General features: G+C 69.0%; 11 protein-coding genes. 6 read left to right on the forward strand and 5 right to left on the reverse strand.

Annotation, left to right across the window (positions count from 1 at the left end):
• Window positions 1-183: 183 nt before the first annotated feature.
• Window positions 184-1,638, reverse strand: coding sequence for a PAS domain-containing protein (locus CVV76_RS00255; RefSeq protein ID WP_158243078.1), 1,455 nt, complete (start codon window positions 1,636-1,638; stop codon window positions 184-186).
• Window positions 1,639-1,864: 226 nt separating this feature from the next.
• On the opposite strand from CVV76_RS00255, the gene CVV76_RS00260 reads away from it, so the two are divergent.
• From CVV76_RS00260 to CVV76_RS00285, 6 genes are all read left to right on the forward strand, one after another.
• Window positions 1,865-3,034 (forward strand): BaiN/RdsA family NAD(P)/FAD-dependent oxidoreductase, encoded by a 1,170-nt coding sequence (locus CVV76_RS00260; RefSeq protein ID WP_102222617.1) that lies wholly within the window; start codon window positions 1,865-1,867, stop codon window positions 3,032-3,034.
• A 240-nt stretch (window positions 3,035-3,274) separates the two neighbouring features.
• Window positions 3,275-4,432, forward strand: a complete 1,158-nt coding sequence (locus tag CVV76_RS00265; protein WP_102222916.1) for an ABC transporter ATP-binding protein — start codon at window positions 3,275-3,277, stop codon at window positions 4,430-4,432.
• A gap of 3 nt (window positions 4,433-4,435) precedes the next feature.
• Window positions 4,436-5,728 carry an ABC transporter substrate-binding protein gene (locus CVV76_RS00270; protein WP_233192648.1) on the forward strand — a complete coding sequence of 431 codons (1,293 nt, stop codon included), beginning with the start codon at window positions 4,436-4,438 and terminating at the stop codon, window positions 5,726-5,728.
• Between the two features lie 65 nt (window positions 5,729-5,793).
• Window positions 5,794-6,669, forward strand: coding sequence for a carbohydrate ABC transporter permease (locus CVV76_RS00275; protein WP_102222618.1), 876 nt, complete (start codon window positions 5,794-5,796; stop codon window positions 6,667-6,669).
• Entirely contained in the window at window positions 6,666-7,475 is an 810-nt protein-coding gene (locus CVV76_RS00280) for a carbohydrate ABC transporter permease (protein WP_102222619.1), read from the forward strand. The genes CVV76_RS00275 and CVV76_RS00280 overlap by 4 nt, the downstream gene beginning before the upstream one ends.
• Window positions 7,476-7,501: 26 nt before the next feature.
• Window positions 7,502-8,320, forward strand: a complete 819-nt coding sequence (locus CVV76_RS00285; protein ID WP_102222620.1) for a sugar phosphate isomerase/epimerase family protein — start codon at window positions 7,502-7,504, stop codon at window positions 8,318-8,320.
• Between the two features lie 15 nt (window positions 8,321-8,335).
• On the opposite strand, the gene arsJ is transcribed toward CVV76_RS00285, so the two are convergent.
• The 4 genes from arsJ to CVV76_RS00305 form a co-directional block, all read right to left on the reverse strand.
• A complete protein-coding gene (gene arsJ, locus CVV76_RS00290; protein WP_408607865.1) occupies window positions 8,336-9,637 on the reverse strand; it encodes an organoarsenical effux MFS transporter ArsJ in 1,302 nt (433 codons plus the stop codon).
• Complete coding sequence (locus tag CVV76_RS00295; protein WP_102222622.1) at window positions 9,634-10,647, reverse strand: ArsJ-associated glyceraldehyde-3-phosphate dehydrogenase; 1,014 nt, start codon at window positions 10,645-10,647, stop codon at window positions 9,634-9,636. Before CVV76_RS00295 ends, arsJ begins: the two co-directional genes overlap by 4 nt.
• A 62-nt stretch (window positions 10,648-10,709) precedes the next feature.
• The gene (locus CVV76_RS00300; protein ID WP_102222623.1) at window positions 10,710-11,534 is read right to left on the reverse strand and encodes an arsenate reductase/protein-tyrosine-phosphatase family protein; all 825 of its coding nucleotides are present in this window, start codon (window positions 11,532-11,534) and stop codon (window positions 10,710-10,712) included.
• Between the two features lie 95 nt (window positions 11,535-11,629).
• On the reverse strand, window positions 11,630-13,432 hold the full coding sequence (locus tag CVV76_RS00305; RefSeq protein WP_102222918.1) for a heavy metal translocating P-type ATPase: 1,803 nt from the start codon (window positions 13,430-13,432) through the stop codon (window positions 11,630-11,632).
• Window positions 13,433-13,510 lie beyond the last annotated feature (78 nt).

A 13,510-nucleotide genomic window follows, 5' to 3' on the forward strand; every position in this document is an offset into this window, starting at 1 on the left:
GGCATGCGCCCCGACGGGCGGGATGGCCGCCGCGCCGGTGAAGGGCATGGCCCGGAAAATCCCGAGGGGCTCGATGAATATTTGGGCGGACTGCCTGTTTTGGGCGCGGACGGAGGGCGCCGTTTCGGCACGCCTCCCCATGGGTCTCCTACTGTGCCTCCCGGTAAGCGTCCGGATGCACCCTCAGCCGTCCAGGGCGCGCGGGGCCGGGCCCTCGGGTTGCCCGGGATGCGGGGCGGGCAGTACCAGCGTGGCCGAGAACCCTTCGGGCGGGTAGCGGAGGTCGATCGTGCCGCCCAGCTCTCCCGCCGCGGTGGCCCGCAACAGGCGGGTGCCAAAGCCGGTGCGGGTGGGCACCACCACCTCGGGGCCGCCGCGCTCCTGCCAGTCCAGCGCCAGCGCGCCGTCGGGCCGGTCCTGCCAGCTGACCGAAAGCGCCCCGCCGGGGCGTGAGAGGGCACCGTGTCGCCGCGCGTTCACCGACATCTCGTGCAGCATCAGGGCCAGCGCCACCGTGGTCTTGGCATCGACCAGCCGCCTCGGCCCCGAGATCGACAGCGTGGCGCCGGTGGCCTCGCCCAGTTCCTCGCGCACGATGGTTTCGAGGTCGGTACTTTCCCAGTGCCGCGCGCTGAGCATGTCATGCGCCCGCGCCAGCGCCGAGATCCTGCCCGCGAAATCTTCGCGGAAGGTCGCCAGATCCTCGACCGACCTCAGCGTCAGCGAGGCGATGGACTGCACGATGGCCAGCGTGTTCTTCACCCGGTGGTTCAGCTCGTCGATCAGCCGGCGCTGACGCTGATGGGCGCGCACGGAATCGGTGCGGTCCATCCCCTGCACGAAGATCCCCGTCACCTGGCCGGAGGAATCCCTGACGGGGTTGTAGGAGAAGTCGAGGAACACTTCCTCCACCGGGCCGTCGGGGCTTGTGGCCAGCATCACCCTGGCGCCTTCGGCGGCATGGGCGCGCCCCTCGGCATAGACCCGGTCAAGCAGGGTGACGAAGCCTTGGCCCACCACCTCGGGCAGGGCCTCGGCGACCGGCTGGCCGATTACCTCCCGCCCACCGATCAGCCGGACGTAGGAATCGCTGGTGAAGGTGAAGATGTGATCGGGCCCCGACAGCACGGCGAAGAAGGCCGGAGCCTGCTGGAACAGCTGGCGGAACTCGGCGCTGCGTTCCTCGGCCTCCAGGGTGCGCTCGATCAGGCTGGTCTCGGCCAGAAGCGACGGGAAGGGCGAGGAGGTAGCACGCAGGCGGGCGAACTCGGTCACGTCGACGGTGTTCTGCAGGACATAGGCGACGCGCTGCGCGGCGTCATAGACCGGCGTATGCACCGCGGTCCAGTAGCGGTTCTGGAGCGTGCCGTCCTCGTTCGCGATCGGATAGGGCAGGTAGGCGAGGGTATCCGCCTCGCCGGTGGCCAGCACCTTGCGCAGGGACTCCTCCAGTCGCCGCCCGCTTTCGCCGGGGTTGGGGAATTGTTCCATGATGTGCTGGCCAAGCAGATCCTCAAGGGTCCGTCCGGTGGCCTCGAGGTAGCTCTGGTTGGCAGCGACGTAGCGCAGGTCGCGGTCGAGCAGCATGTACGGGCTGGGCAGCGCCGCAAATACGCGCTCGAAGTCGATCAGGCTCATGTCTGTCCTTTCGCGGCCGTCCCGGGGCGTCATACCTTAAACGTCGTGCGCCGAGAGAAAAGATCAATCCGGTCAAAGATTTTAGCCAGTTCGCAAGACCGTGATGACGCGCGGTGCAGCGGGCCGCCGCCGCCGGTCCCCCGGATTGGGGTGGTCGAAAGACGCCCGGCCGGCATGCCTTGCGCGGCCCCTTTTCGCCGACGGCGGGGCCACGTAGAAGGCGGGGATGGAGTATGATGCGATCGTTCTGGGCGCCGGCGGCGCGGGGTTGCTGGCGGCGGCCACCGCGGGTCAGGCCGGCGCGCGCGTCCTCGTCCTCGATCATGCCGACAAGGCGGGCAAGAAGATCCTGATCTCCGGCGGCGGGCGGTGCAATTTCACCAACACCGGGACCGAGGCCGCCTGCTACCTGTCGCAGAACCCGCATTTCGCCAAGTCCGCGCTCAGCCGCTACACCCAGTGGGATTTCCTCGGCCTCGTCCAGGCACATGGCATCGCCTGGCACGAGAAGACCCTGGGGCAGCTCTTCTGTGACGGCTCGGCCCGGCAGATCGTCGCGATGCTGCTTGAGGAATGCGCCAGGGGAGGGGTAGAGGTCCGGCTTTCCACCGCGATCGGCGAGATCGGGCATGCGGATGGAAAGTACCACGTGGCGGGGGCGGTCGCGCCGCAGCTGGTGATCGCGACCGGCGGCCCCTCGATCCCGAAGATGGGGGCAAGCGGCGTGGCCTATGACATCGCCCGCCGCTTCGGCCTGGCCATCGAGACGCCACGCCCGGCGCTGGTGCCGCTCACGCTCGGCCCCGCCGATCAGGCGTTTCGCGAGATCCCGGGGGTGTCGCTACCGGTCACGGCGCGGGCCGGCGCGGCATCGTTCCGCGAGGCCGCGCTTTTCACCCATCGCGGGCTGTCGGGGCCCGCGATCCTGCAGGTCTCGTCCTACTGGACGCCGGGAAGCGCGGTGGAGCTTTCGGTGCTGGAGAACGCGGCGGCGGTTCTGCGCGAGGCCCGGCGGCGGACGCCCCGGGCGCATCTGCGCGCGGTTCTGGCCGAACATCTGCCGAACCGTTTGGCCGAGGTTCTGGCGGCGCGCGCTGGGCTGGCGCAGGAGATGGCCAACACGCCGGACGCCGAGATCGACCGCGTGGCCGAGGGGCTGGAGCGACTGGTGCTGCATCCCACGGGGACCGAGGGCTATGCCAAGGCCGAGGTGACGGCGGGCGGGATCTCCACCGCCGGGCTGTCGTCGCGGACGATGGAGGCCACGGCGGTGCCGGGCCTCTACGCCATCGGCGAGGCGGTCGACGTGACCGGCTGGCTTGGCGGCTACAACTTCCAGTGGGCGTGGTCTTCGGGCGTGGCCGCGGGACAGGCGATCGCCGCCCGGCGGGGGTGACGGGGGCCGCACCTTCGGGGGTCTCGTTAGTGCCGCCCCTCTGGGGCGAGGCGTGACACGAGATCTTCACGAGACTGCCGGGAAACCTTCATCGGGATGCAGCAAACGGGGCGCGCAGAGTTCATCGTCCCGGATCCCACCGCCCCATGTTCCCACTTCCGACCGAGCACTTCCCTGATGCAGCCGGGCCCCTGACCACGGCGCGCGCTGCCGCCGCTGCCCGGTCGTGACATGGGCGACATGACCGGCCCCATTCTCGAACCCGCCGCCACCGCTGCCACCCGTGGCCGCGAGATCCGGCTGGAGGGCATCGCGAAACGCTGGGGCGGGACCACCGCGCTGGGCGGGGTCGGGGTGACCGTCCCGGCGGGCAGCTTCACCGCGCTGCTGGGCCCCTCGGGCTGCGGCAAGTCCACGCTTCTGCGCATCGTCGCGGGGCTGGAGGATCCCACGGCGGGCCGCGTCCTGATCGGGGGCGAGGACATGGGCGCGCGCCCCGCCGACAAGCGCGACCTGTCGATGGTGTTCCAGTCCTACGCCCTCTTCCCGCATCTCGATGTGGCCGAGAACATCACCTTCGGCCTGCGCACCCGGGGCGTGCCGCGCGCCGAACGCCGCGCGCGGCTGGGCAAGGTGGCCGATCTGCTGGGCCTTGCGCCCTATCTCGACCGCAAGCCAGCGCAATTGTCGGGCGGGCAGCAGCAGCGGGTGGCGCTGGGTCGTGCGGTGATCTCGGAGCGGCCAGTCTGCCTGATGGACGAGCCGCTGTCGAACCTCGACGCGAAGCTGCGCCAGTCGATGCGGGCGGAGCTGCGCGCACTGCAGCGCAGCCTCGGCTTCACCATGCTCTATGTCACCCATGATCAGGTCGAGGCGATCACCATGGCTGATCAGGTCGTCCTGATGAACGCCGGCCGGATCGAACAGGTCGCCAGCCCGCACGACCTTTACGAACGCCCCGCCACCACCTTCGCCGCGCGCTTCATCGGGACGCCGCCGATGAACATCCTGCCCGCCGCCGCACTGGGCGCAACCGGTGCACGGCTGGAAACCGCGGCGGGCCGCGCGCTTGAGATCGGCATCCGTCCCGAGGCCCTGCGCGCGGGCGCCGGGCCCTGGCGGATGCAGGTGACGGGGGGCGAGTATCATGGCGCCGATGCGCTGGTCGAAGGCCGCATCGGCGAGGCGCCCGTTCTGATGCGGGTGCCCGGGCAATCCCTGCCCGTGCCGGGCGCCGCGCTGCGGCTCGCGCTCGATCCGCGCGACCTCCACCTTTTCGATGCCGGCACCGGGGACAGGGTCGACCTGCCCGGGCTGGCCCAGCTGATCGCCCGTCCGGAAGATCCGGCGGGTGCCACGGGCGCCCATGCGCCACATCCCAACCGGAAGGATCCCTGACCCATGTTCGGACCGATGATCAAGGGTGCGGCCGGCGCCGCGGCGCTTGCCCTCCTGGCCGCGATGCCCGCGCGCGCGGCAGACGCGGTGAATCTGCAGTTCTACTTTCCCGTGGCCGTCGGCGGAGGCGCGGCGAACGTGATCCAGTCGCTGACCGATGATTACGAAAAGGCCCACCCGGAGGTGAAGATCGACCCGATCTATGCCGGCTCCTACCAGGACACGATTGCCAAGGTCATCACCGCGGCCCGCGGCGGCAACGCGCCGCAGATCGCCGTGGCGCTGTCGACCGACATGTTTACCCTGCTGGATGACAACCTGATCCTGCCCTTCGACGATTATGCCAAGGGCGACGAGGGCAAGAAATGGCTGGGCGGCTTCTATCCGGCGTTCATGGAAAACAGCCAGCTTGACGGCAAGACCTACGGCATTCCGTTCCAGCGCTCGACCCCGGTGCTCTACTGGAACAAGGACGCGTTCAAGGCCGCCGGCCTGAACCCCGAGAAGGCCCCCCAGACCTGGGCCGAGATGGCCGAGGATGCGAAGAAGCTGACCAGGCGCGATGCCAGCGGCAACGTCACCCAATGGGGCATCCGCATCCCGACCCAAGGCTTCCCCTACTGGCTGTTCCAGGGCCTCGTGGCCGAGAACGGCGGCAAGCTTGCCAATGCCGAAGGGACAGAGACCTATTTCGATTCCAAACCCGTGGTCGAGGCGCTGCAATACCTTGTCGACCTGTCCACCAAGGACAAGGCGATGGAGCCGGGCCTGACCGGCTGGGGGTCGGCCCCCAAGGCGTTCTTCGAGGGCCAGATCGCCATGATGTGGACGACGACGGGCAACCTGACCAACGTGCGCAAGAACGCGCCCTTCCCCTTCGGCGTGGCGATGCTGCCGAAGATGAAGAGCCGCGGCGCGCCCACCGGCGGTGGCAACTTCTACCTCTTCAAGGGGTCGTCGCCCGAGCAGCTGACTGCGGCGGTGAAGTTCATCGAGTGGATCACCGCGCCCGAGCAATCGGCCAAGTGGACCATGGCGACCGGCTATGTCGCCCCGCGCCCGGCGACCTGGGACACGCCGACGATGCAGAAATACGCCGAGGATTTCCCCCCGGTCCTCGTCGCCCGCGACCAGCTGAAATACGCGGTGGCGGAGCTGTCGACGCATGAGAACCAGCGCGTGACGCAGATCCTCAACGACGGGCTGGAGGCCGCGATCACGGGCCAGAAGACGCCCGAACAGGCAATGAAGGAAGCCCAGAAGAAGGCCGACGCCATCCTCGCCGCCTACCGCTGAGCCCTCTTTTCCGCGGGGCGACGACGTTCGCGCCCCGTGGACCTTTTCGACGGACACATCCCGCGATGACGCGCAGAAAAGACTGGATCTGGGGCTGGCTGCTGATCGCGCCCGCGCTGGTCTTCATCTTTCTCTTCACCCATTACCCCGCCGTGATGACCATCGGCGAAAGCTTCTGGTCGACGCCGCGCGGCGGGCGTCCGTCGCGCTTCGTCGGGCTGCACAATTACGAGCGCCTGATCCACGACCCGACCTTCTGGCAGGTGCTGGGCAACAACGTGCTCTACGCCGTGGTGACGATCCCCGCCTCGATCGTGCTGGCGATGGTCATGGCGGTGCTGGTCAACCGGCCGTTCCGGGGCAGGGCGCTGGCGCGGATGGCCTTCTTCACGCCGACGATCCTGCCGCTGATCGCGGTCGCCAATATCTGGGTCTTCTTCTACCTGCCGGGCTTCGGCCTGATCGACCAGATCCTCGGCCTCTTCGGCATCGGGCAGACCAACCTCCTTGGCTCCACCGCGACGGCGCTGCCCGCGGTGATGGTGGTGTCGGTCTGGAAGGAGGCGGGGTTCTTCATGATCTTCTACCTCGCCGCGCTTCAGGCGATCCCGCCGCAGCTGGTCGAGGCCGCCCGGATCGAGGGCGCCGGTCGATGGACGATCTTTCGCCGCATCACCTTTCCGCTCCTGATGCCGACAACGCTGTTCGTGTCGATCAACGCGGTGATCAACGCCTTCCGCCTTGTCGACCACATCTTCATTCTGACCGGGGGCGGGCCGGACAACGCCTCGTCGCTGCTTCTGTTCTACATCTACGAGACCTCGTTCCGCTACTGGGACACGGCCTATGGCGCGACGCTGACGGTGGTTTTGCTGGCGCTGCTGTGCCTTCTCGCGATTGGGCAGTTCTTCCTGTTCGACCGCAAGGTGCACTACAGATGAGCCGCCTCGACACCCCGCTGTGGATCACCGGCGCCGCGCTGCTGGCGCTGTTGTGGGTGGCGCCCTTTCTCTATGCCGTCTGGACCGCGATACACCCCTCGGCATACGAGGCGCATTTCACCCTGACAGCCCCGCTGACCTGGGCGAATTTCGTCACCGCGTGGCACGCCGCCCCCTTTGCGCGCTATTTCCTCAACACCTTCCTGCTGGTGACGGGCATCACCGCCGCGCAATTCGTCCTGTGCACGCTGGCGGCCTATGGCTTTGCGCGCTTCCGCTTTCCCGGCGCGGGGATCCTGTTCGCGCTGGTGCTGCTGCAATTGCTGGTCATGCCCGACATCCTGATCGTCGAGAACTACCAGACGATCCGGGCGCTGAACCTCGTCGACACGCTGGGGGCGGTCGCGCTGCCATATGTCGCGTCGGGCTTCGGCATCTTCCTGATCCGCCAGACCTTCATGACCGTCCCGCACGAGTTGGACGATGCCGCGCGGATCGAGGGGGCGGGGCCGCTGAAGATCCTCTGGCGGGTCTACGTGCCGCTCGCCCGGCCCACCTACATCGCCTATGGCCTCGTGTCGGTCAGCTACCACTGGAACAACTTCCTCTGGCCACTGATCGTCACCAACTCGGTCACCACGCGACCGGTAACGGTGGGGTTGAGCGTCTTTGCCACCACCGACTCGGGCGTCGAATGGTCGGTGATCAACGCCGCCACGCTGATGACCTCGGCCCCGCTGCTGATCGCCTTCCTCCTGTTCCAGCGCCAGTTCGTCCAGAGCTTCATGCGCGCCGGGATCAAGTGATCCCCTCCTCCCGAAAGGCCCCCTGAATGACCCTTCCGCTCCTCGGCACCGCCATCAAGCGCAACGACCTTACCGTCCTGCGCGACTGGATCTTCGACGCGGGCCGCGCCATCGAGATCCAGGATTTCGTGTTTCCCGAAGTGATCGCGGGCGACCCGTCGGGCCTGGTCGCGGACTATCGGCAGGCGTTGCAGGGCCACGAGGGGCCGCGCGGCATCCACGGCCCGTTCTTCGGCCTCGACCTCGCCAACCCCGACCGTGAGATCCGCGGCGTGATCCAGCGCCGGTTGCTCAGGGGGGTGGAGATCGCCGAGGCACTGGGCGCCACGCACATGGTGATCCACAGCCCGTTCACCTTCTGGCACCACCTGAACCGCGACAACTACCCGGCGATCCACGGCCAGATGCTCGACGCGATCGAGGGCTGCCTGACGCCGGTGCTGGCCCGGGCGGACGAGGCGGGCTGTACCCTGATGCTGGAGAACATCGACGACACCGATCCCGCACACCGGATCGAGGCAATCCGGCGCATCGGGCATCCGCGGCTTCAGGCCTCGATCGACACCGGGCACGCCGATCTGGCCCATGGCCGTTACGGCGCGCCGCCGGTGGTGGATTTCATCGCCCGTGCCGGGGCCGTGCTCGGCCATGTCCATCTGCAGGATGTCGACGGCTATGCCGACCGCCATTGGCATCCGGGCGAGGGGCGCCTGCCGTGGGCGGCGATCTTTGCGGCGATTGCCCGGCTGCCGGTCCGCCCGCGGCTGATCCTCGAGGTGCGCGACCGGCCCGAGCTGCTGCCCGCGACGGTGGCCCGTCTCGAGGCGCTTGGCCTCGCCCGCTGAGGGCTAGGGGCGGTCTCAACCTTCCTCGGGCACGAGGCATCCCGCGATCAGCGCCGAGGCCGCGACCATCAGCGTCGCGGTCGCGAGGACGAGGGAGAGCCCGCCCAGCTGGTAGGTCAGCCCGGACAGCAGCGTTCCGATCAGCCGCCCGCCGGCATTGGCCATGTAATAGAACCCCACGTCCATCGTCACCCGCTCCGACCGCGAGAAGGCGAGGACGAGGTAGGAATGCAGTGAGGAGTTCACCGCGAAGACCGCCCCGAAGGCAAGCAGCCCCACGACCAGCAGCAGGCTGAACCAGTCCGCGGGGCCGGGGGCCGTGAGCGAGGCCAGCGTCAGCACGGCGGGCACGGTGAAAAGGCCCCAGGCCCAGTGGCGTGCGCCGACCACAAGGCTGGCTTCCGTCCGGTGTCCCGCGCCGAGGAGACGGGGGGCACCCGCCTGCACCGCGCCATAGAGGATGATCCAGACCGCCATGAACCCGCCGATCAGGAAGAAGGCGGCGCGGTCGCCTTCGGGCGTGCCGTCTGACAGCGCGGCGTAGAAATAGATCGGGATGCCGACGACGAACCAGACGTCGCGCGCCCCGAACAGGAATACCCTGGCTGCCGACAACCAGTTGATATTGGGCGATTTCGAGAAGACCTCGGAGAATTTCGCACCCTTCCTGCCGCGTGGCAGGCCCGCGGGCATTGCCAGCAGGACCGCCAGCAGGATCGCCGCAAGCACCCCCGCCATTGCCAGCACCGACCCTGTGAACCCCAGCGTGGCAAGCAACGCGGCCCCCATGAGGAAGCCCACCCCCTTCACCGCGTTCTTCGACCCGGTCAGTACGGCGACCCAGCGAAACAGCCCGGCCCCCTCGGCCGGGGCGAGCAGTTTCACCGCGGATTTGGAGGACATCTTGGCAAGGTCCTTGGCCACCCCGCTCAGCCCCTGCGCGACCATCACATAGGCGACCGACACCCCCAGCGACCACCCGGGATCGAGCTGCGCCAGCGCCAGCAGCGCGACCACCTGCAACGCAAGCCCTGCATAAAGCGTCGAGGTCAGCCCGAACCGCGCGGCGATCCACCCGGCGCAGAGGTTCGTCACCATCCCCGCCACTTCGTACAGCACGAAGAGATAGGCAAGCTGCACCGGCGAGAACCCCAGCCGGTCGAAATGCAGAAGCACCAGCATCCGCATCGCCCCGTCGGTCAGCATGAAGGCCCAGTAGGCCGCCGTCACCGCGACATAGGCCGAAAGCCCCTGAGGCCGCTCCCTGGGCCGCCCCCGGGGCCGCTTGTCGGGCCGCCCCTCCGGCTGCTGGGTCAAAGCGCGGCCCCCACCATCAGCGCCACGTCCACAAGGCGGTGGGCATAGCCGAATTCGTTGTCATACCACGCATACACCTTCACCTGCGTACCGTTCACCACCATGGTCGAGGGCGCGTCGACGATCGAGGATCGGGCATCGTTGACGTAATCGGCCGAGACCAGCGGGCGCTCCTCATAGCCCAGTATGCCCTTCAGTGCCCCCTCGGAGGCCGCACGGAACAGGGCGTTGACCTCCTCGGCGGTCGTGGCGCGCTCCACCTCGAAGACGCAGTCGGTCAGCGAGGCATTCAAGAGCGGCACGCGGACGGCATGGCCGTTCAGGCGGTCCTTCAGCTCGGGGTAGATCAGGGTGATCGCGGTGGCCGATCCGGTTGTCGTGGGGATCAGCGAGGTCAGCGCCGAACGCGCGCGGCGCAGGTCCCTGGCGGGGCGGTCGACGATGGTCTGTGTGTTGGTCACGTCATGGATCGTGGTGATGGAGCCATGGCGGATGCCAAGCCCCTCGTGGATCACCTTGACGACCGGGGCGAGACAATTCGTGGTGCAGCTTGCCGCCGTGACGATGTGATGCGCCGCCGGGTCATAGGTCGCGTCGTTCACGCCGAAGACGATGTTCGCCGTGGGGCCATCCTTGACCGGGCCATCCTTCACCGGTGCCGACACGACGACCTTCTTCACCCCGGCCGAGAAATAGGGGGCAAGGGCGGCCTCGGACTTAAAGACCCCGGTGCAGTCGATCACCACGTCGATGCCATCGAGCGGCAGATCCTCCAACCGCTTCGCACCGACGAAGGGCAGGCGGGTTCCGTCGATCGACACGCTGTCCGCATCATGTGCGAAGTGGGCGGGCCAGCGTCCATGTACGCTGTCGAATTCCAGAAGATGCGCATGCATCGCCGGATCTCCCACCGCGTCGTTTATCCAGGCGATCCGTGCGCCACGTTCGATCAGCGGGCGCAGCGCGAGCTTCCCGATCCGGCCAAGGCCGTTGAGGGCGTAGGTGGTCATGTCTGTCTCCTATCCCCCGACCGGTCCGGCCGGGCATCACGTGGGGGCCTGTCGAGCCGGGGTCACAAGCGCCCGATCCGGTCGGCTTCCGCCTGCAGGGCGACCCGATCGAGGGTTTCCACCGGCAGCGCCGCAAAGGCCCCGATCCGGCGTTTCAGCGCGCGGTAGGTCTGCCGGAAGGCAAGGCCCCGTTCGGCCTCTGTCCCCGCCACCGCCACCGGGTCCGGCATGCCCCAATGTGCGCTGACCGGCTGGCCGGGCCAGGCCGGGCATTCCTCGTTCGCGGCGCGGTCGCAAACGGTGAAGACGAAATCGAAGCGCGGCGCATCCGGACCCGAGACCTCTGCGACGGCCTTCGGGCGCAACCCCGAGATGTCATGCCCCTGCGCCTGCAAGAGGCCGGCCGCGGCGGGATGGACCCCGGGGGCGGGCCGGGTGCCCGCCGACCAGGCGTCGAACCTGTCGCCTGCCTCGGTGCGCAGGATCGCCTCGGCCAGGATCGAGCGGGCGGAATTCCCGGTGCACAGGAAAAGCACGTGATAACGCAGCCCCCTGCCGGATCGGGCCAAGGGGGCGGCGCGTGACAGTGGCGCGCAGACATCCGGCCGCCCGCGGCAGCAATCGCGCAGCAGGAAATCGAAAGTGTCGCGCACCGAGGCGATGTTCACGCGGTAGAGGAGGGACCGTCCCTCGCGCCGTTGTTCGACCAGATCCGCCGTCATCAGGGCCGACAGGTAGTTCGACAGCGTGTTCGCCCTGACCCCCAGCGCCTCGGCGATCTCGCCCGCGGGGACCCGGTCGGGATAGCGCCGCATCAGCAGTCGGAACAAGGCCAGCCGCTGCGGGTGGCCAAGGATCGTCAGGCGGTCGGGAATCAGGTTTTCCATATTTCATGTATTCGTGAAATATGGCGATGGGGAAAGTGAATGTTTTGCGACAGTGGGCCAGGGGGGCAGGCCGCTTCGGGCGGTTTTAGCCGGTTTCAGAGGGTCGGGGCCGGGGCCGGGGGCGCTTCGGGTATCGTCTCCGGTTTGATAGCCAGCGCGCGCAGCGCGTTCAGGATCACGGCGACGTCGATGCCCTCCTGCAGCAGCGCCCCTTCGACCGGGGTCAGGAACCCGAATGCGGCCGCGACCATGCCGGCCAGCGACAGCCCAAGCCCGACGGCGACGCTTTCCAGCGCGATCCGCCGGGTGCGGCGGGCGATCTCGATCCCGGTGCCCAGCCGCCCGATCCGGTCGACCAGCAGCACCACGTCGGCGGCCTCCGCGGCGGCGGCGGCCCCGCGCGCACCCATTGCCACGCCGATATCGGCGACGGCGAGGGCGGGGGCATCGTTCAGCCCGTCGCCCACCATCATCACCGGCGCCCGGCGTCGCTCCTCCAGCACGAGGTCCACCTTCTGGCCCGGCGTCAGCCCCGCCGAAAGGGCGTCGAGGCCCAGCCCGCGGGTCACCCGTTCGGCGACCTCGGCACGGTCGCCGGTGGCCAGCAGGATGCGCGCGATGCCCTGGCGGCGGATCAACGGCAGCATCTGGCCCACTTCCTGGCGCAGCGGATCGGCCATCACGACGAAACCGGCGGGATGCCCGTCGATCGCCACCGCGACGACAAGCGCGCCCGGATCCGCGGCAGGGGGCGCCGGCGCCGCGCCGCCAAGGTGTCGTGCGACGAACCCGAGGCCGCCGACCGCCACGTCGCGCCCCCCAACCTGGCCGGTCAGGCCCTCGCCCGGGATCTCCTGAACCCCGGTGGGCACCGGAAGCGGCGCTCCCTGTGCGGCGACCGCGGCGACGAGGGCCTGCGCGATCGGATGTCTCGAAGCCTGGTCCAGCGCCGCGGCCAGTCGCAGCATCTCCGGCTCGGGGGTGTCGTCGCGCCGCTCCACCGACACGATCCGGGGGCGCCCGTCGGTCAGCGTCCCGGTCTTGTCGAGGATCAGCGTTTTCACCCGCGCCAGCGCCTCCAGCGGCCCGGCGCCCTTGATCAGCACCCCGAAATGCGCCGCCCGCGACAGGCCCGCCACCAGCGCCACCGGCACCGCCAGGATCAGCGGGCAGGGCGTGGCCACGACCAGCACCGCCACGGCGCGGACCGGATCGCCGGTCAGGGCCCAGGCGGCCCCGGCCAGGGCCAGCGTGACGGCAAGAAAGCCCAGTGACCAGAGGTCGGCCAGCCGCGACATCGGCGCCTTCGACTGCTGCGCCGTCTCGACCAGGCGCAGGATCCCGGCATAGGTGCTTTCCGCCGCTGGCCGCTCGGCGATCAGGTCGAAGGCCGCGCCCGCATTGGTCGCGCCGCTCATCGCGGCGGCGCCGCGGTCCAGCCGCACGGGCAGCGCCTCTCCGGTCAGCGCCGAGGTGTCGAGAAAGGCGGTGTCCGAGGCGAGGGTTCCATCGACCGGCAGCACCTCGCCCTGCCGGATCAGCAGCCGGTCGCCCGGAACCACGGCGTCGAGGGGGACCTCTTCCAGCGCGCCGTTCACGTGGCGGGTCGCTGCGCGCGGCACCCGCGACAGCAGATCGCGCATCTCGCGCCGGGCGCGACCCTCGGCATAGCTTTCAAGGAAGGTGCCGCCGGAATACATCACCGCGACCACCGCCGCGGCCAGCTCCTCGCCCACGATGAGGGCCGCCGACATCGACAGCGCTGCGACGATATCGAGGCCGACCTGACCACGCCGGAGGCTGAGCAGGATCTCGACCACCAGCGCGGCAAGCACGGGCACCACGGCGGTGGCCCAGAACAGCGGCGCAAGCGCTGCCTGTCCCATCGCCTGAAGCATCAGCCCGGCCACGAGACCGGCCAGCGCGAGGCCAAGCAGCGCCTGCCTGAGCCCGGTGCGATGCGCGAAAGTCACGGG

The sequence above is a fragment of the Acidimangrovimonas sediminis genome (assembly GCF_002871005.1).
GTDB lineage: Bacteria > Pseudomonadota > Alphaproteobacteria > Rhodobacterales > Rhodobacteraceae > Acidimangrovimonas > Acidimangrovimonas sediminis.